Source organism: Anaerotruncus massiliensis (ex Togo et al. 2026), from assembly GCF_900199635.1.
Lineage (GTDB): Bacteria > Bacillota > Clostridia > Oscillospirales > Ruminococcaceae > Anaerotruncus > Anaerotruncus massiliensis.
The window spans coordinates 2,891,774-2,913,933 of the sequence record NZ_LT962687.1; the positions used below are offsets into that span (position 1 = coordinate 2,891,774).

22 protein-coding genes are annotated in these 22,160 nt (G+C 65.7%); 17 read left to right on the forward strand and 5 right to left on the reverse strand.

The annotated features are described in order from the left end of the window. Nucleotides 1–41 precede the first annotated feature (41 nt). The 8 genes from C1A13_RS13900 to C1A13_RS13935 all read left to right on the forward strand — a co-directional run bounded on the left by C1A13_RS13900 (nt 42) and on the right by C1A13_RS13935 (nt 9,109). Nucleotides 42–599, forward strand: coding sequence for a hydrolase (locus tag C1A13_RS13900; protein ID WP_347295209.1), 558 nt, complete (start codon nt 42–44; stop codon nt 597–599). Nucleotides 600–908: 309 nt separating this feature from the next. After that, entirely contained in the window at nt 909–2,084 is a 1,176-nt protein-coding gene (locus C1A13_RS13905; protein ID WP_101553020.1) for a phosphopentomutase, read from the forward strand. Between the two features lie 84 nt (nt 2,085–2,168). After that, nucleotides 2,169–3,491, forward strand: coding sequence for a pyrimidine-nucleoside phosphorylase (locus C1A13_RS13910; RefSeq protein ID WP_101553022.1), 1,323 nt, complete (start codon nt 2,169–2,171; stop codon nt 3,489–3,491). A 138-nt stretch (nt 3,492–3,629) separates the two neighbouring features. After that, entirely contained in the window at nt 3,630–4,775 is a 1,146-nt protein-coding gene (locus C1A13_RS13915) for a DUF6070 family protein (RefSeq protein ID WP_101553024.1), read from the forward strand. Nucleotides 4,776–5,066: 291 nt separating this feature from the next. Then, nucleotides 5,067–6,011 carry an L-lactate dehydrogenase gene (locus C1A13_RS13920; RefSeq protein WP_101553026.1) on the forward strand — a complete coding sequence of 315 codons (945 nt, stop codon included), beginning with the start codon at nt 5,067–5,069 and terminating at the stop codon, nt 6,009–6,011. 216 nt (nt 6,012–6,227) lie between these two features. Further along, complete coding sequence (locus C1A13_RS13925; protein ID WP_101553028.1) at nt 6,228–6,653, forward strand: Hsp20/alpha crystallin family protein; 426 nt, start codon at nt 6,228–6,230, stop codon at nt 6,651–6,653. Between the two features lie 194 nt (nt 6,654–6,847). Continuing rightward, nucleotides 6,848–7,690, forward strand: coding sequence for an NYN domain-containing protein (locus tag C1A13_RS13930; RefSeq protein ID WP_101553030.1), 843 nt, complete (start codon nt 6,848–6,850; stop codon nt 7,688–7,690). A gap of 252 nt (nt 7,691–7,942) precedes the next feature. Next, nucleotides 7,943–9,109, forward strand: a complete 1,167-nt coding sequence (locus C1A13_RS13935) for a CCA tRNA nucleotidyltransferase (RefSeq protein ID WP_101553032.1) — start codon at nt 7,943–7,945, stop codon at nt 9,107–9,109. Nucleotides 9,110–9,313: 204 nt separating this feature from the next. Here the strand turns inward: C1A13_RS13935 and C1A13_RS13945 are convergent, their stop codons facing one another. Beyond that, nucleotides 9,314–10,618, reverse strand: a complete 1,305-nt coding sequence (locus C1A13_RS13945) for a cytochrome c biogenesis protein/redoxin (protein WP_101553036.1) — start codon at nt 10,616–10,618, stop codon at nt 9,314–9,316. 308 nt (nt 10,619–10,926) lie between these two features. On the opposite strand from C1A13_RS13945, the gene C1A13_RS13950 reads away from it, so the two are divergent. Together C1A13_RS13950 and C1A13_RS13955 are read left to right on the forward strand one after the other, a co-directional pair. Next, on the forward strand, nt 10,927–11,919 hold the full coding sequence (locus tag C1A13_RS13950) for a CPBP family intramembrane glutamic endopeptidase (RefSeq protein ID WP_172439299.1): 993 nt from the start codon (nt 10,927–10,929) through the stop codon (nt 11,917–11,919). Between the two features lie 5 nt (nt 11,920–11,924). Further along, nucleotides 11,925–12,380, forward strand: coding sequence for a nucleoside deaminase (locus tag C1A13_RS13955; RefSeq protein ID WP_101553039.1), 456 nt, complete (start codon nt 11,925–11,927; stop codon nt 12,378–12,380). A gap of 244 nt (nt 12,381–12,624) precedes the next feature. On the opposite strand, the gene C1A13_RS13960 is transcribed toward C1A13_RS13955, so the two are convergent. The 4 genes from C1A13_RS13960 to C1A13_RS13975 all read right to left on the reverse strand — a co-directional run bounded on the left by C1A13_RS13960 (nt 12,625) and on the right by C1A13_RS13975 (nt 16,412). Continuing rightward, nucleotides 12,625–13,668 (reverse strand): nitrilase-related carbon-nitrogen hydrolase, encoded by a 1,044-nt coding sequence (locus tag C1A13_RS13960; RefSeq protein ID WP_101553040.1) that lies wholly within the window; start codon nt 13,666–13,668, stop codon nt 12,625–12,627. Nucleotides 13,669–13,672: 4 nt separating this feature from the next. After that, on the reverse strand, nt 13,673–14,377 hold the full coding sequence (locus C1A13_RS13965; RefSeq protein ID WP_101553041.1) for a hypothetical protein: 705 nt from the start codon (nt 14,375–14,377) through the stop codon (nt 13,673–13,675). A gap of 171 nt (nt 14,378–14,548) precedes the next feature. After that, a complete protein-coding gene (locus C1A13_RS13970) occupies nt 14,549–15,223 on the reverse strand; it encodes a YesL family protein (RefSeq protein ID WP_172439300.1) in 675 nt (224 codons plus the stop codon). Nucleotides 15,224–15,299: 76 nt separating this feature from the next. Then, a complete protein-coding gene (locus C1A13_RS13975) occupies nt 15,300–16,412 on the reverse strand; it encodes an ABC transporter ATP-binding protein (RefSeq protein ID WP_101553043.1) in 1,113 nt (370 codons plus the stop codon). A 136-nt stretch (nt 16,413–16,548) separates the two neighbouring features. On the opposite strand from C1A13_RS13975, the gene C1A13_RS13980 reads away from it, so the two are divergent. From C1A13_RS13980 to C1A13_RS14010, 7 genes are all read left to right on the forward strand, one after another. After that, nucleotides 16,549–17,418: a helix-turn-helix transcriptional regulator gene (locus C1A13_RS13980; protein WP_101553044.1), complete on the forward strand. Its 870-nt coding sequence runs from the start codon at nt 16,549–16,551 to the stop codon at nt 17,416–17,418. A gap of 369 nt (nt 17,419–17,787) precedes the next feature. Beyond that, nucleotides 17,788–18,804, forward strand: coding sequence for a LacI family DNA-binding transcriptional regulator (locus tag C1A13_RS13985; RefSeq protein WP_172439301.1), 1,017 nt, complete (start codon nt 17,788–17,790; stop codon nt 18,802–18,804). Between the two features lie 47 nt (nt 18,805–18,851). Then, nucleotides 18,852–19,853, forward strand: coding sequence for a ribokinase (gene rbsK / locus C1A13_RS13990; RefSeq protein WP_101553046.1), 1,002 nt, complete (start codon nt 18,852–18,854; stop codon nt 19,851–19,853). A 62-nt stretch (nt 19,854–19,915) separates the two neighbouring features. Further along, nucleotides 19,916–20,503 (forward strand): SIS domain-containing protein, encoded by a 588-nt coding sequence (locus C1A13_RS13995; protein ID WP_101553294.1) that lies wholly within the window; start codon nt 19,916–19,918, stop codon nt 20,501–20,503. A gap of 19 nt (nt 20,504–20,522) precedes the next feature. Continuing rightward, entirely contained in the window at nt 20,523–20,930 is a 408-nt protein-coding gene (locus tag C1A13_RS14000; RefSeq protein WP_101553047.1) for an RbsD/FucU domain-containing protein, read from the forward strand. Nucleotides 20,931–21,066: 136 nt separating this feature from the next. Continuing rightward, the gene (locus C1A13_RS14005; protein ID WP_101553048.1) at nt 21,067–21,828 is read left to right on the forward strand and encodes an AzlC family ABC transporter permease; all 762 of its coding nucleotides are present in this window, start codon (nt 21,067–21,069) and stop codon (nt 21,826–21,828) included. Next, nucleotides 21,819–22,154 (forward strand): branched-chain amino acid transporter permease, encoded by a 336-nt coding sequence (locus tag C1A13_RS14010; protein ID WP_101553049.1) that lies wholly within the window; start codon nt 21,819–21,821, stop codon nt 22,152–22,154. The genes C1A13_RS14005 and C1A13_RS14010 overlap by 10 nt, the downstream gene beginning before the upstream one ends. Nucleotides 22,155–22,160: the final 6 nt, after the last annotated feature.

Consider the following 22,160-nt stretch of genomic DNA (forward strand, 5'->3'; position numbering starts at 1 on the left):
GAGTATAATGGGGAAAAAACGGAAAGGAAGTCTGTGTTATGATCCCGACGATGGAAGAGGCGCAGGCCCTGCTCGAAAAGTACAACAAAGAGGCGTTCCACCTGCGTCACGCGGCGATCGTCAGCGGCGTGATGGGGTATTTCGCCAAGGAGTACGACCCCGACCGCGTGGAGTACTGGAAGGTGGTCGGCCTGCTGCACGACCTCGACTTTGAAGCGTACCCGGAGCAGCACTGCGTCAAATCGCAGGAGCTGATGCGCGAAGAGGGCCTCGACGAGGGGATCATCCGCTCCACGGCGAGCCACGGCTACGGGCTCTGCTGCGACATCAAGCCGGAGCACGTCATGGAGAAGATCCTCTTCGCCACCGACGAGCTCACCGGACTGATCGGCGCGGCGGCGATCATGCGCCCCTCCAAAAGCGTCGTCGACCTCGAGACCAAATCGGTGAAAAAGAAGTTTAAGGACAAGAAATTCGCGGCGGGCTGCTCACGCGAGGTCATCTCGCAGGGCGCGGAGATGCTCGGATGGGAGCTCGACGAGCTCATCGAGCGGACGATCCTCGCCATGCGCAGCCTGATGGACACGATGGATATCTGAACCGCCCGGGCGATGGGAGACAGCCTTCGGGCCCGCGGGAACCGCCCTTGAAGATGGCCGGAAACGGGAGACCGTTTTCGGCCATCTTTCCTTGTGCGGCGGGCCGCGGTGTGGTAAAATGGGGACAGGAATCAGGCGGCCCGGCGCGGCCCTCCATCCCCGGTATCCGCCGGCGGGAGGGCGCGGAGGGCGGAAAACCCAAATCCGCGCAGGCGGGATTTGTCCCGCGCTCCGCGCGGGCGGCGCGCGGGGCGCGCCGGTTTTCCGCCCGGCAAGCGCGGCGGCCGCCTTGGAAAGGTGGGAAAAACAATGGCAAAACGGGTGTTTTTGATCGTGCTGGACAGCGTGGGCATCGGCGAGGAACCGGACGCGGCCGCCTATGGCGACGAGGGCAGCAACACGCTGCGCGCCTGCTGGCAGTCGGGAAAGCTCTCGGTGCCCAATCTGCAAAGACTGGGGCTCTATAACATCGAGGGGGTCGGCTGCGGCGAGGTGGTGGAGCGGCCGCTCGGGGCCTTCGCGCGCATGCGCGAGTCGTCCGCCGGAAAGGACACGACGATCGGCCACTGGGAGATCGCGGGCATCATCTCCCCCAAGCCGATGCCGACCTACCCCGACGGCTTCCCCCCCGAGATCATCCGCGAATACGAACGGCTGACGGGGCGGGGGGTGCTCTGCAACAGGCCCTATTCGGGCACGCAGGTCATCCACGACTTCGGCCGCGAGCATGAGGAGACGGGCGCGCTCATCGTCTACACGAGCGCGGACAGCGTCTTCCAGGTCGCGGCGCATGAGCGCGTCGTGCCGGTCAAGCAGCTCTATGAGTACTGCGAGGCGGCCCGCAAGCTGCTCCAGGGCGAGCACGGGGTGGGCCGCGTCATCGCGCGCCCCTTCGAGGGCAGCTGGCCCGATTACAGGCGCACCTCCAACCGGCACGACTTTTCGCTGACCCCGCCGCGCGACACCATCCTCGACAAGCTGCGGGCGGCCGGCCTCGATACGATCGGGGTCGGCAAGATCTACGACATCTTCGCGGGCAAGGGGATTTCCCAGACCAGCCGCATCCAAAATAACGAGGACGGCATGGAGCAGACGATCGCCTGGGCGAAGAAGGACTTCCACGGGCTCTGCTTTGTGAACCTCGTCGATTTTGACATGGTCTACGGGCACCGCAACGACGTGCCGGGGTATACGGCGGCGCTCAACCGCTTCGACGGGCAGCTGGGCGAGCTGCTGCCCCTGCTGCGGGAGGACGACGTGCTGATGATCACGGCCGACCACGGCTGCGACCCTTCCACCCCCTCGACCGACCATTCGCGCGAATATGTGCCGCTGCTCCTCTATGGGAAGGAGATCGCGGCGGGACGGGACCTCGGCACCCGCCCGACCTTCGCGGACACGGGCGAGACGGCGGCGGCGCTGCTGGGCGTCGACGCGGGCTGCGACGGCGAATCGCTCTGCCCGCTGGTCCTCGCGCGGGGCTGACCGCGCGGAAGCGAAAACGGGATACCACCGGGGGCCGCCGTGCGGTTTGGGCCCCGATAACCTGAACGAACAAGGAGGAGCAACATGCGCATCTACGACGTGATCATGAAAAAACGCAACGGCGGGACCCTCTCGGACGAGGAGATCGCCTTTTTCATCGACGGCTACACGGCCGGCCGCATCCCCGATTACCAGGCCTCCGCCCTGCTGATGGCGATCTGGTTCAAAGGCATGGACGAACACGAGACCGCCGTGCTCACCGACTGCATGGCGCGGTCGGGCGACATGGTGGACCTCTCCGCGATCCCCGGGATCAAGGTGGACAAGCACAGCACCGGCGGCGTGGGCGACAAGACGACGCTGATCGTCGCGCCCGTCGTGGCGGCGTGCGGCGCGCCGGTCGCCAAGATGAGCGGGCGCGGGCTGGGACACACGGGCGGCACGATCGACAAGCTCGAATCGATCCCGGGCTTCCGCACCTCGGTGGAGCGGGAGCGGTTTTTCCAGATCGTGCGGGACGCCGGGCTCTCGGTCATCGGCCAGACGGGCAACATCGCGCCCGCGGACAAGAAGATCTACGCGCTTCGCGACGTGACGGCCACGGTGGACAGCCTGCCGCTCATCGCCTCGTCGATCATGAGCAAAAAGCTCGCGGCGGGCTCCGACGCGATCGTGCTTGACGTCAAGACGGGCAGCGGCGCGTTCATGAAGTCGCTCGACGATTCGATCGGTCTCGCGCAGGCGATGGTGTCGATCGGCGAGCACAACGGCCGCCGCACCATCGCGCTCATCACCGATATGGACCTCCCCCTCGGCCACGCGATCGGAAACTCGCTGGAGGTCATCGAGGCGGTGGACACGCTGCGCGGGCGGGGGCCGGCGGACCTCACCGAGGTCTGCCTCCAGCTCGCCTCCAACATGCTCGTGCTGGCGGGCAAGGGGGAGCTCGCCGCCTGCCGCGCGATGGCGGAGGAGGCGCTCCGAAGCGGCGCGGCCTTCGGGAAGCTGCGGGCGATGGTCGCCGCGCAGGGCGGCGACGTGTCGGTGCTCGACGACACCGATAAATTCGCCAAGGCGCCGGTCGTGCACGAGGTGCTCTCCCCGGCGGACGGCTACATCTCCCACATGCAGACCGAGCTGTGCGGCATCGCGTCGGTGGCGCTCGGCGCGGGCCGCGCCAGCAAGGAGGACGCGATCGACCTGTCGGCGGGCATCCTGCTCCTCAAGAAGACGGGCGACGCGGTGAAAAAGGGCGAGCCCATCGCGCGGCTGCTGACCTCCCGGCAGGAGCTGGTCCCCGAAGGGGAGCGCCTGCTTCTGGAGGCGGTCACCTTCTCCGACGCGCGGCCCGCGCCCGAAAAGCTGGTGCTCGCGCGCGTCACCAAGGACGCGGTGGAAAAATTCTGACCGACGCGGCATAACGGCGCCCGCCTCCCCGGCTGACCGGCTGGGGAGGCGGGTTTTTCATGCGCACGGGAATTTTGGAGGGACGCCGGTCCCTTTTCGGCCTCCCCGGTGGTTATAGAGGGAAAGGAGAGGATTGAAATGAAGAAGGCTCTTGTTTTATGCGTCGCGCTCGCCCTTCTGGCGGGGTGCGCGCGGGAACCGGCCGCGGCTCCGCAGCCGCAGAGCGCGGCGGAGAGCTCCGCCGTTTCCGCCGAACCGGCCGAACCGGCCGCCCCCGACCTGTCGGACTACCCGGCCCTGACCGAACGGTATGTGGACCGCCTGCTCGCCTCCGGGGCGGCGGGACGCACCTGGTCGACGCCCTTCAACATCGGCGCGGACGCGCTGGTGGACTACTACGCCCTGCACTGCATGGAGGACCTCGGCGAGCAGGCGCCCGCCGAATTCCCGGCCGGGGAGGTCGAGGAATACATCGGACGGTACTTCGACGTCGACCCCGCCTCGTGTATGCGCATCCACGTCCGCTACGACGAGGCGGCCAACGCCTACCGCTTTGAGGGGCTGGGCGCGACCTGCACCGCGCAGGTGAATAAGGCCTCCCTCGAGGACGGCCTTTTGACGCTCGATTACGACGTCTGCGGCCCCCGGGAGGACGGCACCGTCATCTGGAGCGGCACGGTCAAAATCCGGCTCTCCCCCGACGGCGGCTGGAAGTACGAGGAGAACGAGATGCGCTACCCGCTCTATCCCGTCGGCGGCGACGGGCAGACGCGGGAGCAGCTCGCGGAAACCTACGTCTATCCGATGATCCCCAGCGGCAGGCTCCTGCAATACGACTGGAGCTCGCCCGAGGAGATGGAGGCCGACCACCTCTTCTTCTATCTCTGCTTCAATAACCTTTTGGGGATGGAGAAGGATTTCGAGGGCTGCTTCGCGCCGGGCGCGACCGCTCCCGCCGCCGAGGTGGAGGCGGCAATCCGGGAGTATTTCGACGTGTCCGTGGAATACCTGCGCACCTCCCAGTTCTACCACGCCGACGGGGACTGCTACGAGATGATCGGCGGCTTCGGCGGGGGCGGCGGACTCTCCGTCCTGGACTATGCGGAGCAGGACGGCGTGATCGAGCTCGCGGTCGGGTCCTACGGACCCGACGACCAGCCCGACCACCCGATGCATGTCGGGCGCCTCACGGTTGAAAAGAAGCCGGGCGGCGGCTTCCTCTACCGCTCCTATGAGATCGTGCACAGCTGGCCGCCCGAACCCATTGCGTTTTTCGCGGAGTAAACCGCCCCGCGCGGCGAAAAAGAACCCGCCGTCCCGGCCCTCCGGCCGGGACGGCGGGTTTGCGCGTCGGAGACGCGCACAGGGGTCCAAACGACGTTCGTCGTTTGGACCCCTGCTTTTTCGCCGCGGGGGCCGGGGCACGCGGCCGCTTTTTGACGCGCGGGGCCGGGGCGCGGTATATTCGGGCGGGCGGCGTTTACAATAGCAATTGGCGGCGCTTGCCAGATCTCCCAGAAGGCGCTATAATATACTAAAACGGTATATATTAACCATCCCAAAGGAGGAACCCTCATGAATCTACAGAAATGCGCGGTCATCGGCTGCGGTGCGGTGGGCGCGACCACCGCCTACACCCTGCTGGGCAGCGGACTGTTTTCCGAGCTGGTGCTGCTCGACATCGACCAGAAGAAGGCGGAGGGAGAGGCGATGGACATCGCCCACGGCGTCCCCTTCGTGCGTCCCGTCAACGTCTACGCGGGAGATTACCCCGACCTGGCCGACGCCGGGCTGGTGATCATCACGGCGGGCGCGGCGCAGTCCCCCGGCGAGACGCGCATCGACCTGGTACGCAAGAACGTGAAGATTTTCCGGTCGATCGTCCCCCAGATCGTCCGCTGCAACCGGGACGCCATCCTGCTGGTGGTGGCCAACCCGGTTGACATCCTCACCTATGTGACGCTCAAGCTGTCCGGCTTCCCCGCCTCCCGGGTGATCGGCTCGGGCACCGTGCTGGACACCGCGCGGTTCAAATACCTGCTCGGGGAGCACCTCGAGGTCGACCCGCGCAACATCCACGCCTTCATCATCGGCGAGCACGGGGACACCGAGCTGCCCGTGTGGAGCTCGGCCAACGTGTCGGGCATCGACCTCGCGGATTTCTGCAAGGTGTGCGGCAAGTGCGCCGACATGGCGGGGCTGCACGGCATCTACGAGGAGGTCAAGAACAGCGCCTACCGGATCATCGAGCGCAAGGGCGCGACCAACTACGCGATCGCCAAAGCGGTGCGGCGGATCGCGGAGGCGATCGTGCGGGACGAGAACTCGGTGCTGCCCGTTTCGGGGCTGGCGGACGGGCATTACGGGCTGCATGACCTCTGCCTCGGCCTGCCGGCGATCGTCGGCAGGGAGGGGATCAAGCAGATCCTTGACTTCCCGCTCGACGAGGCGGAGCACCGGGCGCTGGAGGCGTCCGCGGCGGCGCTTTCCGACGTGCTGGCGGAGATTGAGCCGAATTAGCACTCTTATATCGTGAGTGCTAAAAATTCACAGTTTATTCATAAATGATGCATTGCTTTGTAACAATCCCGGGTTATACTAAGGCCAATGAAACAAGAACGAGCGCCGGGCACGGGCGCCGGGAAAGAAGATGATCGCCATGTGCCGCAACATTCGCAGAACTCGTGAGTTGGGTTAAACAACGCGAAAACACAACATCTAAAGGGGGATTTTATCATGTTTGACCTGATGCCTTTTGAACGCAGAACCAGAAACCTCTCCAACTTCTTCGACGCCTTCGACAAGACGTTTTTCAGCGATTTCCCGGCGAGCTTCTCTGAGATCCGCACCGATATCCTCGACCAGGGCGACAAGTTCCTCCTCCAGGCGGAGCTGCCCGGCTTCGACAAGGAGGACATTAAGATCGACCTCAACGGCGACACCCTTTCGATCTCCGCCGAGCACAAGGCCGAGAGCGAGGAGAAGAAGGAGGACGGCTACGTCCGCCGCGAACGCCGCTACGGCTCCTTCGCGCGCAGCTTCGACGTCTCCGGCATCGACGTCGAAAAAATCAGCGCCGCGTATAAAAACGGCGTGCTCGAACTCGAGCTGCCCAAGAAGGTGCCCGCCCGGCCGCAGGCCCGCCAGATCGAGCTCAAATAAGCCCCCGGGCTTTTGGAATCCCCCGTCCGCGTCCGCGGGCGGGGGATTTCGCATCCCCGTGCAAATATTTTCCCGGATACGACTTTTTCGCCGCGAATTTATGCTATAATAAACGCAGGCCGTCAGCCAAAAGCCAATATCCGGCCGCGCAAGACGGCCCGCAAAGACCGAACTAGATCGATTGAGGTGAAGGAATGGCAAGCGACAGCAAATTCGCGGTGCTTATCGATGCCGATAACATATCGGGAAAATACATCAAGATCATCCTGGACGAGATCTCCAACGACGGCATCGCCACCTATAAGCGCATCTACGGCGACTGGACAAGCCCCGCGCTCGTCTCGTGGAAAAACGTCCTGCTCGACAACTCGATCCTGCCCATCCAGCAGTACAGCTACACCACCGGCAAGAACTCGACCGACTCGGCCATGATCATCGACGCGATGGACATCCTCTATTCGGGCCAGGTGGACGGCTTCTGCATCGTCTCATCGGACAGCGACTTCACCCGTCTGGCCGCCCGCCTGCGGGAGAGCGGCATGACCGTCGTGGGCATGGGGGAGCGCAAGACCCCCAAATCGTTCATCTCCGCCTGCAACCGGTTCAAATACCTCGATATCCTCGCGACCGCCGAGCAGAAGGAACCGGAAAAACCCGCCCAGCCGGAAAAGCCCAAGCAGCAGCCCAAGCAGGAGAAGGCCCGGCCCGCTCCCAAGCAGGAGCCGAAGCCCGAGCCCAGGCCGGAACCGGAGCCCGCGCCCGAGCCCTGCCCTGAGCCGGAGGAAAAGCAGATGACCGGCCTGCGCACGATCAAAAAGGCGATCCGCACGATCGTGGCGGAAAACTCGGACGAGGACGGCTGGCTCTTCATCGGCACGATCGGCAACCTGCTCGTCAAGCGGTACCCCGATTTTGACGTGCGCAACTTCGGCTTCTCCAAGCTCACCCCCTTCATCGAGTCGCTCGACCTCTTCGACATCAAGAGCGTGCGCACCCGCGACAGCAGCGTCAAGCTCATCTATGTGAAGCTCAAATGAATCGGGAACAGGCCGCCGCATCGCGCGGCGGCCTGTTTTGATCTTCCTTTTTCTCTTGTAAAAGGGAAGCGAAAAATATGCCTGAAGGATTGGGCGTTCCGTGCTTTGCGAAGCGCGGCGCGGGGCTCTGCCCTGCGGCCTCGCCGCCTTGTCTCCGGCCCAAGAGCCGCCCTGCGGGCGGTTGGCCTCCGACACGCTTCGCTGCGGCTCAGTGTAAAAAGGCGGGCGAAATTTTTGATTGGGGGTAAAAGGATGGAATTGGCGTTGTCGCGCGGCGCGGCGTATGTGCTGTGCGCCCTGCGCGCGGCGGGCTATGAGGCGTACGTCGTGGGCGGCTGCGTGCGCGACAGCCTGCTCGGCCGCAGGCCGGGCGATTGGGATGTGACCACCTCCGCGCTGCCGGAGGAGACGAAAGCGGTGTTTTCCGGGGCGCCCGTCATCGAGACGGGCGTCCGCCACGGCACCGTGGCCGTGCTCGTCGGCGGAGAGCCCGTCGAGATCACCACCTACCGGGTGGACGGCCCCTATTCCGACGGCCGCCGCCCCGACTCGGTCGCCTTTACCCGCAGCCTCCAGGAGGACCTCGCCCGCCGCGATTTCACGGTGAACGCGATGGCGTGGTCGCCGGGAACCGGCCTCGTCGACCCGTTCGGCGGGGTGGACGACTTGCGCGGAAAATCGATCCGCTGCGTCGGGGACCCCGCGCGGCGGTTTCAGGAGGACGCACTGCGCATCCTGCGCGCCCTGCGCTTCTCCTCGTCGCTCGGCTTTTCCATCGAGGCCGAAACCGCCGCCGCCCTGCGCGCGGACCGCGCGCGGCTCGAGAAGGTGTCGGCGGAGCGGATCGCGGCGGAGCTTGTCAAGCTCGTGTGCGGAGCCGGCGCCCCCCGCGTCCTGCGGGAGTTCCCCGAGGTGGTCGCGCGGGTCCTGCCCGGGTGGGACTGCGACCCGGACGCGCTCGGGCGTGCGTCGGCCGATCCCGCCGTGCGGCTGGCGATGCTCTTTTCCACGGAGGCAGACGCGGAAGCGGCCCTGCGCCGCCTCAAATTCGACCGCGGAACGATCCGCGCCGCAAAGGCCCTTCTCGCCTTCCGGACAGCGCCGCTCACGGAAGACCGCCCGGCGGTGCGGCGGATGCTGCGGAAGCTCGGGCCGGCGGCCTTCCGCCGCCTGCTCGCGATGCGCGCGGCGTACGGGGAACCGCTCGCCGGCGTGGAGCGCGCGCTCGGCGAAGTGCTGGAGGAGGGCGACTGCTGGTCGCTCGACGCGCTCGCGGTGAAGGGCGGGGACCTGCTCGCGGCGGGCGTGCCCGCCGGGCCGGAGCTCGGCCGGACGCTCGCGGCGCTGCTCGACGCGGTGATCGACGGGCGCTGCCCGAACGAGCGCGCCGCGCTCTTGGAGCTTGTTCCCCCTCAATAAAAGTTTTCGTCCGCCTTTTTCAAAAGGCGGCGGGTGAGAAAAAGCCCGGCATCCAGAGGATGCCGGGCTTTTTCGAGGGCGGAGCCCTTAACCCGGGCCCGCAGGCCCTGCTTCAGGCGCTTTTTCCGCTTCCCTTTTTCAAGAAAAAAGGGGAGATCATAAGGGGCGGTTCCCATCGGGAACCGCCCCTTATCTCTTTTTCGATTATTCCGTGCGCTTGCCGTCGAGGGTCTGCTGGATGACGCTCTGCATCATCTCCTTGGTCATCGCGCCGGGCGCGTAGCCGAAGACGGTGCCGTCCGCCGAGATCATGAAGGTCGTCGGGAAGGCGCTGATGCCGTACTGCGCGAAGACGTCGCCCGTCGTGTCCATCACGGTCGGAAAGGTGTAGCCCTTGTCGGAGAGGAAGGCCGCGATCTCCTCGGGCGATTTGTCCTGCCCGTAGGGGTTTTCGTCCGTTTTGGGGTTGGCGACGCCCAAAAAGATCACGTCCCCGGTATTTTCACCGTACTCCTTGTAGAGCTCCTCGATGTGGGGCATCTCCTTCTGGCAGGGCGGGCACCAGGTCGCCCAGAAGTTGAGGAAGACCACCTTGCCCTTGTAGTCGGAGAGGGTATGGGTGTTGCCGTCCTGGTCGACGAGGGTGAAGCCGGGCGCGACCGGCGCGGGCGGGGCGTCCTCCCGGGAGGACGCCCCGGAGGAAGGCGCCCCGCTCGGCGCGGGAGACTCGGACGAGACGGGCGCCGCGGGCTCGCTCTGGGTGGTTCCGGAATCGGGGATGCGCGGGGCGCTCAGGTAACTGGTGATGCCGTTCATCCAGCCGGTGAAGGTCATGATTCCGATGATGATGAGCAGCACGCCGCCCGCCTTGATCGTGTATTTCATGAGCTTCTGGTTGCGGCGCAGAAAGCCGAGCGCCTGGGTGGTGAAGAGGCCGAGCGCGAGGAAGGGGAGTACGAAGCCGAGCGCGTAGACGAGCACAAGCAGGTTGCCCGCGAGGGCGCTTTTCGCGCCCGAGGCGAGGATGAGCACCGACGAGAGGGCGGGCCCGACGCAGGGGGTCCACGCGAAGGAGAAGGTAAAGCCCATGATGAAGGCGGCGACGGGGGTCATCTTTTTGCCGGCGACGTTGAGGTGGAACTTGTGCTCCCGCTGGAGGAATTTCAGCTCGAAGAAGCCGACCTGCACGAGGCCGAGCAGGAGGATGACGATGCCGCCGATGCGGGAGAAGAGGGTGCGGTGGCCGCTGAAGAAGGTACCGACAGCGGTGAAGCCGATGCCCAGCAGGAAGAAGGCAAAGGAGATTCCCAGCACAAAGAAGAGAGTATGCAGCATCACCCGGCTCCGCCTGTAGATGGGATTTCCGTTTTCGTCCCGTTCGCCGCTGCCCGCGAGATAGCTGACGTAGATGGGGATGAGCGGGATGACGCAGGGGGAAAAGAAAGAGAGCAGCCCCTCCAGGAAGACGAGGAGAAAGCTGATGTGTTCGGTGGTGGCAAAGCCCTGCATGCGGATTCCTCACAATCTGTAATTTAAATTATTGCAGTTAGGATAGTGATATTATATCCGCTCGCGGGAAATTTGTCAACCGCCCGGGCAGGATAAAAGATGACGGAATTGTAAATTCTCGGGAGGGTTCGCATTTCGCGCGGTTTATGTTATAATAAGCGCGGGCGATCGGCCGAATGCCGGCAGCGTCCGCCCGTGGCGAACGGCGCGCGGCGCGCAGGCCCCACAGCCCCGCCGCCGTGCGATATGACGCGGAGAGAAACCCGGGCCGCCCGCGCGGCCTTTTTGATAGACAAGGGGACAAGCCCATGTGCCAATACCAGCAGCAGGCGCCGGAATTCCGGCCTGGCCCGGCGGAGGCGGCCTCGCGCCTGCGGATGCAGAGCGCGCTGCTTTCGCTCACCATCATCGTCAACATCCTCTGCCTCTACCTCGTCCAGTCGGACACGGTCATCGGCTGGATCGTCGGCGCGCTCGACCGCGCCGGCGCGGGGCAGCGCGGCTTCGCCATCGCCAACGAGCTCTTCTCGCTGGCGGTCTACCTGACCGTCTTCCTGCTGCCCTACCTCGCCTACGCGAAGGTGCTCGGCTTCCGGCTGCGGCAGGTCCCGCACGATCCGCCCCATCCGCCCATCCTCGCCGCCTCGGCGGCGGTCGTGCTGGGGCTTTCGGTCATCGGGGTGCTCCTTTCGCTGGCCGCGTCGATTTTTTTCTCCTTCTTCGGGCTGCTGCCCGCCGACCTGCCGATGGAGATCCCCGGCGACCCGGCCGCCGCCGCGCTCTACATCTTCAACGCCACCGCCCTGCCCGCCCTCATCGAGGAATTCACCTACCGCGGCGTGGTGCTCGGCTCCCTGCGCCCCTTTGGGGACCGGTTCGCGATTGTCGTGTCGGCGCTGCTCTTCGGGCTGCTCCACCGCAATATGGTCCAGTTCCCCAACGCCTTCCTGCTGGGCGCGGCGCTCGGCTACTTCATGGTCAAGACCAACTCGATCTGGACGAGCATGGCCATCCACTTCCTCAACAATTTCCTGGTCGTCCTGCTTTCGATCGTCACCGTCAACATGAGCGACCTTGGGACGCTGGCCCTGCAGGGGCTGGAATTCCTCGTCTACCTGGGCGCCGGCGGGCTCGGCTTCTGGTATCTCTTTCAGAAGCTCGCGCTGGACGGTTCCCTGCGCCCCTGCGGCTGCCCGCTGCGGGAGCGGACCCGCTACCGCAGGTTTTTCGTGAACTTCCCGATGCTCCTGCTGCTGGCGCTCTACCTGCGGATCTTTTACCTGAGCTTTACAAGGATGTGACCGACATGCGGACCGATGAATCCTACATGTCCCTCGCGCTCGAGCTGGCGCGGGAGGCCGCGAGGCTGGGCGAGGTGCCGGTGGGCGCGGTTGCGGTGTGGGACGGCGAGGTCGTCGGCACCGGCTTCAACCGCCGCGAGACGGGCAAAAACGCGCTGGCGCACGCCGAGCTCGAGGCGATCGACGCGGCCTGCCGGAAGCTCGGCGGCTGGCGGCTGCACCGGTGCGACCTCTATGTCACCCTCGAGCCCTGCCCGATGTGCGCGGGCGCGATCGTCAACGCCCGCATCCGCCGGGTGGTGTTCGGCACGCGCGACCCCAAGGCGGGCTGCTTCGGCTCGGTGAGCGACTTTGCCGCGCTCCCCTTCAACCACCGCCCCGAGGTGGTCGGGGGCGTGCTCGCGGAGGCGTGCGCGGCGGAGCTCTCCGCCTTCTTCCAAAGATTGCGTAGCTGTCGATAAAAATATCAAAACGGACACAATATCTTGTGTCCGTTCACAATTTGTTCACCAATTGGAGGGGCGGGTGTGTTATAATAACCCCTAGAAACTCAGCGTTTCTAAGTTAATCCCCCCTCCTTGATTTTATCTCCAGATCACTTCACCTGTCAGCGGGCCGCGAGGCTCGTCTTTTTTTTGCTCCGCGCCCTCCGGCGGCGCGGCGTGAAAACCGCCTCCCGCGGCGCGGAAGGCGGTTTTTTCTGTTTCAGCCGAGCAGCGGCAGCTTGCCGCAGTAGCGGTAGCTGTGCAGGTAGTCCTCCGCGAGGAAGGAGGCGTTCGGCTCCCCCTCGATGACCGCGAGGTGCAGCTTTTCCAGGTTGGTGCGCGCCGCGAGCGCGCACGCCTGCGGGCCGTCCGCGAGGGCGACCACGCCGTTTTTGCCCGGCGTGGCATCGAGCGGGGCGAAGATGCCGCACCGCGCCGCGCCGCCGGAGGCGTAGCAGGCGTAGAGCGCGTAGACGCCGTTTTCATTGGCGCGGCAGCGCAGCAGGTCGGGCAGGATGCCGCCGCCCACGCCGGGGACGGCGATGAGCCGCGCGCCCTGCTCCCGCAGGATTTTGAAGCACTCGAAGTAATAGGCGTCCGTCCCGAGCACGACGCCGATCGGGCCGACGGCGGTCTCGACCGGCTCGATGAGTCCGGAGGGCTCGACGCCGAGCGCCCGGTCGGGCCCGATCGCGCAGATCTTTTCCTGCGCGCCCGCGGGCTGCCCGTCGGGGCCGAAGACGACGCACCGGTTGATCAGCCGCCCCTCCTCCCAGAAGAGGGCGCTGCCCGCCACGAGGTAGACGTGCTGAAGGCGGGCAACCGTGCTGAAGGTATACATGTAGAGCTCGTAGAGGTAGCCGTGAAGCGCCGCGGCAACCGGCTCCAGCCGTCCGTCCACGGGCTGCGGGAAGGGGCCGTCTAGGGCGGGCAGGGTCCCGCCGAACATCCAGCGGAGCATCCGCTTCCAGCCGGGGACGGTCGTGAGGGGGGCCAGCCCCACGTACTCGGGAAAGACGACGACCTGCGCGCCCGCGTCGACCGCGGATTTGGCCAGCCGGTAGATCTCCCCCGCGTAGTCCTTCCAGTCCCGGTAGGCGCGGGGCGCAAGCTGCACGGCCGCCCCGCGCACCGCCTCCGGGGCGGCGAATTCGGCGTTGCGCCGGTCGGTCTCCCCCTTGCCCTCGAGGAAGGCGGCGATCTTTTTCGGCGTGGCCGCGAAGGACAGCCGGAAGGTCAGCAGCCCCAGAATCGCTTTCCACATGCGGCTACCTCCCCAGTTCGGCGGCGTAGTTCTCCACGAGCGCCGGGTTGATCTGTTCCATCAGCTCGAACCGGGCGCGGATCTCGTCGAGCCGCTCCATGTTGAGCGCGAACCGCACGGGCAGCGCGTCGGTGCGCCGCACCAGGTATCCGTCCCCCGCGCGGGTGACGGGCGCGGGGCAGCAGACCACCGCGCCGCCCGCCGCGAAGTTCGCGACATAGACGTTGTTGCTCTGCGCGGCGTTCCAGACAGTGCAGAGAACGCGCTCGGGGGTCTCCTCCGCCGGGTCGAGGCACTGCACCGAGAGGACGGCGTCCGCCCCCTTGAGCGCGGCGGTCCGGAGGACCTGCGGGTGGTAGATGTCCGCGTCGACGCAGAGGAAGAGGTTTCCCAGCTCGGTGTGCACGACCTCGGCCCGCTCCCCCGGGCGCAGCGCGCCCCGCAGCGGGAGGGAGAGGTGCAGGGCGGGCTGGCGGCAGAGCGCCTGCCCGTCGGGCCCGAGCAGGCAGAGGCAGAGGTTCCCCTCGTGCACGAAAAGGCCGCTCACGAGGTGGACGCGGTGCTCCCTGGCATAGCGCACGCACCGCGACAGGTGGCGGCGCAGGTCCGCGCCGTCAAAATGGATGCCGCCGTCCGCCAGCAGCACCAGCTTCGCGTCCTCCGAGGGGGGCTGGAAGGGGGGGCGTATTTCAATCGGGAAAAGCTCCATGCGGATTCCTTTCTTTCGCCGCGGGGCGGCGCCGTTGGTTTCTTGCGTTTATCATACCATCCGCGCCCGCGGATTGCAAACGCGGGAGGCGCTGGAAAAGAAAGGGGCCGCCCATTCGGGCGGCCCCTTTCTTTCGCAGCTTTGAGGCGGACGGCGGGCATATGACGAAGGCTACCGGAGGACATGCTTCCGGATCCCCCCGTAGGCGCAGAAGCAGGCGACCAGGCAGGTGAGGGAGCAGCCGATGAGCAGCAGGTAGATGAGGGACATCGGCAGGGTGGCCGCCAGGAGGAAGCCGAGCGCGCCGATGACGGCCAGCGCGAGCAGGTTGCGCGGCAGGCAGAGCAGGGCGAGCAGCAGGGTGTTATTCAGCGCCTGCCGGGGCGGCAGGTCGACGAGCGCGAGCATGGGGAAGAGGTAGAGCGCCGCGCAGAGCAGCAGCAGGAGCAGCACCCCGCCGGCGAACAGGGGGATACCATAGACGGGCGAGGCGAGGGCGGCCGCGCCGTAAAAGCGCAGCGCCCCGTCGCAGAGCAAAATCAGCGCGAGCAGCGGCAGGCCGAGCAGGGTCGACCATTTGAACTCCCGCCGGAAGGCGGAAAAAAAATCGTGCCAGAGGAAGTGGTTTTGGTCGCGGAGCATCGTGAGGGTGACCCGGCACATCGCGGTGGTCGCCGCCGGGATGGTGACGACGGGGACGCAGAAGAGCAGGTAGAGCAGGTTCAGCTTGACGAGCTCGAAAAACTCGCGGGACAGCACGTCGAAAAAGAGTGCCAGCCCCCTTTTTGGGGGCGCGTCCTTGGGGATGCCGGGGCCGGGCTTGGCGTAGTTTCCGAAGAGTCCCACGGGAACACCTCGCTTTCTGAAGATGGAAAAAGGCTCCGGCGGCGGGTAAAACCGCCGCCGGGAGCCGCAGTGCATGTCAGTTAAAGATGACCTGCTGGGTCTCCTTGTCGAAGAGGTGGATCTTGGTGCAGTCGATCGCGATCTTGATGCGGTCGCCGTCCTTGGCTCCGCTGCGGGGCGGGACCTTGGCGACCAGCTTGGTTTCGCCGCTGGTGAGGTAGAGGAAGATCTCCGAGCCCATCAGCTCGGCCAAATCGACGTCCGCGTCGATGACGCTCGCCGTATCGAGCCCGAAATAGGCCTCCTCGTCGTGCAGGTTCTCGGGGCGGATGCCGAGGGTCGCCGTCCTGCCCACATAGGCGTCGAGGGTACCGGCGTCGGCCTTGCCCGCCGGGATCTTGATCTCATGATCGCCGAACATCGCGGCGTAGCCGCCGCCCTTTTTCTGGATCGTGACATCGAGGAAGTTCATCTGCGGGGAGCCGATGAAGCCCGCGACAAAGATGTTGCACGGCTTGTCGTAGAGGTTCTGCGGGGTGTCCACCTGCTGGATGAAGCCGTCCTTCATGACGACGATCCGGTCGCCCATCGTCATCGCCTCGGTCTGGTCGTGGGTGACGTAGACGAAGGTGGTGCCCAGGCGCTTGTGCAGCTTGGTGATCTCCGAGCGCATCGCGGTGCGCAGCTTGGCGTCGAGGTTGGAGAGCGGCTCGTCGAGCAGGAAGACCGCCGGGTCGCGGACCATCGCGCGCCCGAGCGCGACGCGCTGCCGCTGTCCGCCCGAAAGCGCCTTGGGCTTGCGGTTGAGCAGGTGCTCGATGTCGAGCACCTTGGCCGCCTCATGCACCTTGCGGTCGATCTCCTCCTTGGGGGTCTTGCGCAGCTGAAGGCCGAACGCCATATTCTTATAGACGGTCATGTGCGGGTAGAGCGCGTAGTTCTGGAAGACCATCGCGATGTCGCGGTCCTTGGGGGCCACGTCGTTGACCAGCTTGTCGCCGATGTAGAGCTCGCCCTTGCTGATCTCCTCGAGCCCCGCGATCATGCGCAGGGTGGTGGATTTGCCGCAGCCGGACGGGCCGACGAGGATGATGAACTCCTTGTCGTCGATCTCGAGGTTGAAATCGCTCACGGCGGTCACGTTGCCGGGATAGACCTTGAAGATGTGGCGGAGGGAAATGCTTGCCATAATATAGCCCCCTATGGTAAAATGTTGATTTTTTATCATGGATGTGTTATTCTTTGGATATCCCCTATAATCCTTATTATATCGGGGATTCTGTCAAATACAATGGTAGTTTATTGATATTGATGGTGATTTATTGATGTCTGCGATCGATGAGATCAGGCCGGGACGCTGTCCCCTCGGGCTGCGCGCCCCCGCGGGCTTTCCCGGCGTGCTTCCGGCAGAGTGCGGGCGGCTGGAGGCGGGCGCGCCGCTCTCCTTCACGGGGCACGCGGTCCTGCTGCTCCACCTCTGCGGGGGGCGCGCGTCCGCCCTGCTCGGGGAGGAGTCCCTCCGCCTTGAGCCGGGGTGCTTCCTCGTCACGCGGGATGCCTCCGCCCTGCGCCTGCTGCCCGAGGGGAAGGCCGACTGCGCCTACCTGCTCCTCAAAAACGCGCGGGAGCTGGCCGCGCTGCTGGCGCGCGACGGCGCGCTCCTGCGCCCCCACGCCGGATGCCGCGCGGCGGGCCTGCTGTGGAACTTCTGCCGCCGCGCGCAGACGGGCGGCTTCCAGAACCCCTTTGCCGCGAGCGAGGCGGCCTACCGCATCCTCATGGAGCTCTGCGCGGCGGCGCCCCGCGCGGACGCCTGCAGCGAGCTGGTGCAGGGCGCCATCGGCCTCATCCGGTCCGAGCCCGCCTTCCTCGCGGGCGTCGACGAGCTTGCCGAAAAGCTCGGGGTGAGCAAGTCCCACCTCATCCGCACCTTTACGGCGGAGGTCGGGGAGTCCCCCGGCAAGTTCCTCCAGCGGGAGCGGATCGACGCCGCCAAGCTCCTCCTGCTCAACCGCGAATACCCGGTGGAGACGGTGGCCAACATGACCGGCTACGCGGGCGCCAACTATTTCTGCAAGGTCTTCCGCCGCCTAACCGGCGAATCCCCCGGCGAATACCGCGCCCGAGCCTCCGCCCCCTTCCCCGGCCGGGACCTCCCCCGGCTCGACGCCTTTGAGGGCGTGCATTACGTTTAGCCCCCGGAGGAGCTTTTGGCTCAGACCGGCCTCCCAGCCCCACCGGAGCCGCCGCCCGTGTGGGAATGCGTCCGCCGTTTGCCCTTTGGCGCTTTTGGGGAGGCTTTGGCTCGGGCCGGTCGCGCCGCCCCACCACAGCCACCGCGTTGCCCAACGAAAAAGGCCCGGCGTTCCATCCGGAACGCCGGGCCTTTCACCATGCGGAGGCCTCCCGATTCGGGCGTTTCCGCCAAGAGGCCCCCGGGATTCTTGTGCAGGCTGTCCGTTGACAGGGAACCGCGGAAGCGTGTAAGATAAATACGGATGCCAAACGTTTGCGCGAAAACGTTTGGCACGGAAAAAGCCCGCGCGGGAAGGAGGAGGAAAGGCGTGAGCATCCGCGAAATCGCCCGCATGACGGGGCTTTCGATCACCACCGTGTCCCACGCGATCAACGGGACCCGTCCCGTGTCGGAAAAGAGCCGCCGGCTCGTCGAGGAGGCCATCCGCCGGACCGGCTACAGGCCCAACCTCGCCGCCCGGGCGCTCAAGACCCAGAAATCCAACATCATCGCGCTGATCATCCCCTCCACCGAGCCGGGCAACTCGACCAACTGCTTCTTTTTCGACGTGCTCGGCGGCGTCAAGGACACCCTCCAGCGGCTAGGCTACGACCTGATCGTCTCCACCTATTCCGAGCGCAGGTCGGATATCCGGCTGGACAGCGTCTCGGTGCTCAAAAAGAGCTGGATCGACGGGCTCCTGCTCGTCCCCAACAGCCGCCACAGCCGTTACGACGAGCTGCTCGCGGGCGTCGACCTGCCCACCGTCCTGCTCGACCGCCGGCTCGACGGCTGCGACCTGCCGCTCGTCTGCTGCGACAACGAATCCGCCGCCGAGCAGGCCGTCGGCCTGCTGGCCGATTCGGGCCGCGCGCGCATCGGCTACCTCGGCGGCGCGCTCGACCTCTCGACCGCCTACGACCGCTATGCCGGTTACCGGAGGGCGCTTGAAAAGCGCGGGCTCCCCCTCGACCCCGGGCTTGTCCGCCTGGGGCTCGACTATTCGATCGAGGCGGGGCGGGAAGCGGCCCGCGAGCTCGTCGGACAGGGGGCGGACGCCGTCTTTGCCGCCAACAGCGTGCTGACGATGGGGCTGGTCAAATACCTGGGCGGGGCGGGGATCGCCATTCCCGGCCGGGTGGCGGTCGTCGGCTTCGACGATTACGACTGGACCGAGATCGCGACCCCGCCGATCACGGCGGTGCGCCAGAGCGCCTTTGCGATGGGCGCGAAGGGAGCGGAGATGCTGATCGGGCTGATCGAGGGGCGCGAGCCGCCCGAACGGACGGTCCTCCTGCCCGCCGGGCTGACTCTGCGCGAATCCCACGGCCCCGCGCGGCCGTGACGAAAGGTATTGTCTGATCGGACCAACTTGATAAAGGAGATGCAGCTATGTACAAAAAACCGAAGATCCTCGTGGTCGGCAGCTTCATGATGGACCTCATCGTCTCCACCGGCAGGTTCCCGAACTCCGGGGAAACGGTGATCGGCAAGAGCTTCAACACCGCCTCCGGCGGCAAGGGCGCCAACCAGGCGGTCCAGGCCGCGCGGCTGGGCGCCGACGTGACGATGGTGGGCAAGGTGGGCGACGACGGCTTCGGCCGGGAGATGACCGCCTCGGTGGCCGCCTCCGGCATCCACACCCAGCACATCCTGGCCGACCCGGACCACGCCTCGGGCGTGGGCAGCATCACGCTCGAGGTCGAGGAGGGCCAGAAGAGCCGCAACCGCATCATCGTGGTGCCGGGCGCGAACATGGCGATCACGCCGGAGGAGGTCGCCTTCCTGAAGGAGGAGATCGCCGCCTACGACATGGTCATGCTCCAGCTCGAGATCCCGATGGAGATCAACGAGCTCGTGGCGAAATACGCCTATGAGCAGGGCGTTCCGGTCATGCTCAACTCGGCGCCCTCCGCGCCGCTTTCGGCGGAGCTGCTCTCCCACCTGAGCTACATCTCCCCCAACGAGCACGAGGCCGCCGACCTGACGGGCGTCGAGATCCGCAAGCAGGGCAAGGAGGTCAACCGCGCCGACGTGGACGCGGCGGTCCAGGCGCTGCTCGCCAAGGGGGTGCAGAACGTCATCATCACGCTGGGCAGCTCGGGCGCGATCGTCGCGAACGCGCGGGAGAGCCACTACTGTCCTTGCATCGACGTGGTGGAGGTCAAGGACCCGACCGCCGCGGGCGACTCCTTCGTGGGCGCGTATACGACGGCGGTCTGCGCGGGGCTCACCCCGGCGCAGGCGCTCGAATTTGCCAGCTACGCCGCCACGATCACCGTCTCCAAAATAGGCGCGCAGCCCTCGCTGCCGACCCTCGACGAGGTAATCGCGCTGATGAAGGAGCAGAAGTTCGACAGCTTCGACCTGTCGGTGCTCGACGTGCTCAAATAATCCGGAAACAGAATTCACGATAAAGGAGCGACAACAGCTTGAAACAGGAATCCATCCAGGCGATGCGGGAGTTCACCGCCAGGGCGCGCGAGGCGTTCGACCAATTTGTCGACGGCGTGGAGGACGCCGAGTATGTGAAGGCGGCGGAGCTCATCCTCGCCTCCCGGCAGAAGGGCGGCCGCCTGCACATCACCGGCATCGGCAAGCCCGGCCACGTGAGCGGCTACGGCGCGTCGCTGCTCTCCTCCACCGGCACCCCCACCTACTTTCTGCACGGCACCGAGGCGGTGCACGGCTCCTGCGGGCAGCTCGTGCCGGGCGACGTGGTCATCTGCATCTCCAACAGCGGCGAGACCGCCGAAATGAAGACGACCGTCACCGCGATCAAAAATAACGGCTGCGAGGTAATCGGCGTCTCGGGCAATCCCGATTCGTGGCTCGCCAAGCAGAGCGCCGCCCACCTCTTCGCGGGCGTCTGCTGCGAGGGCGGCCCCCTCAACCGCGCGCCGCGCGCCTCGATCCTCGCGGAGAACTTCGTGCTCCAGCGGCTGAGCGTGCTTTTGCAGGCGAACCGCGGGCTCGACCCGAAGCAGTATGTCATGTGGCATCCGGGCGGGACGCTCGGCCAGTTCCGCGACAACGAAAAATAACCGACAGGAGGCAAGCGCCATGCTGAAAGGCGGCTGTATCAACCCGGAAATCATGAAGGCGATCTCCCTCTGCGGCCACGGCGACCAGATTCTGATCGCGGACGGCAACTACCCGCTCGACGCCAAAACGGGCGGCGCGCAGAAGGTCTATCTGGGACTGACGGCGGGCGTTCCCGAGGTCACGCAGGTGCTCGAGACGCTGCTCCAGAACATCAATGTGGAAAAGGCGGAGGTCATGCTGCCCGAGGACGGCAGCACCCCGGAAATTTTTTCTGACTTCACCCGCCTGCTCGGCGGGATGGCGCTCGACGGGCTCGACCGCTGGGCCTTCTACGGCGCCTGCTGCGAACCGAAGGTCCGGCTGGCGATCTCCACCGGCGAAAAACGCGTCTTTGCAAACATCCTGCTCACCGTGGGGGTCGCGTGAGTGCCCGGTGTAAAAAAGAAAAAAACCGCGCGGGCAGCCTTGCCCGCGCGGTTTTTTTACACGCCTGCGGTTGAATTTTGCGCTGTATTGTGCTACCATTGGAAAGATCAAAATCTGATGTTTCGAGGTTGTTTCCATGGCAAAGGATACCAGTAAAACCCTGCGCGCCGCGCTCACCGCGACGGCGCCTGTCTTTTTCGGCTACATCTTTGTCGGCATGGCGTTCGGCCTGCTGCTTCAGAAGGCGGGGTACAACGCGCTTTGGGCGTTCGGGTGCAGCCTGACCGTCTATGCCGGGTCGATGCAGTTCGTGCTCGTCGAACTGCTCACCAGCTGGGTGGGGCTGGCGCAGACGGCGGTCGTCACGCTCGCCGTTCAGGCGCGCCACGCCTTCTACGGGCTCTCCCTCATCGACAAGTTCAAGGGCCTCGGGAAAAAGAAGCCCTACCTCATCTTCGCGCTCACCGACGAGACCTACTCGCTGCTCTGCTCGGTCAAGACGCCCGAGGGCTGCGACCGGGGGAAGTTCTACCTGCTGATCTCCGCCCTCAACCAGAGCTACTGGATCGTGGGCGGGGTGCTCGGCGCGACGATCGGCGAGCTGGTGCCCTTCAACTCGACGGGCATCGACTTCGCGATGACCGCCCTCTTCATCGTCATTTTTGTCGAGCAGTGGCTCACCGCCAAAAGCCACATCCCCGCCCTCGTGGGGATCGCCTGCGCGGCGGTCTGCCTGCTGCTGTTCGGCACCGACGGCTTCCTGCCGCCCGCGCTGCTGCTCACCGTCGCGGTGCTCGTCGCCGGGCGCCGCACGATCGAACGGAAGATCGGTCCCCCGGCGGAGGAACCCGCCGGGGATGCTTCGGATGGAAAGGAGGCGCCGGGATCATGCCGCTGAGTCCGCTTCAGGCAGTCGCCGTCATTGCGACGGTCGTCGCCGTCACCGTCTGCTGCCGCGCGCTGCCCTTCCTCGTCTTCCGCGACGACCGCCCCGTCTCGGGGCTGGTCGTCTACCTCGGGCGCATCCTGCCCTTCGCGATCATCTCGATTCTAGTCATCTACTGCCTGCGGAATACCAGCTTTACCGCCGCGCCCTTCGGCGCGCCCGAGATCATTGCCGTGGCGCTCGCCGCCGCCATCCACGTCTGGAAGCGCAACAACCTGCTCTCCATCGGCATTTCGACCGTCGTCTATATGTTCCTGCTGCAGGTCGTGTTCGTGTGAGTTTCC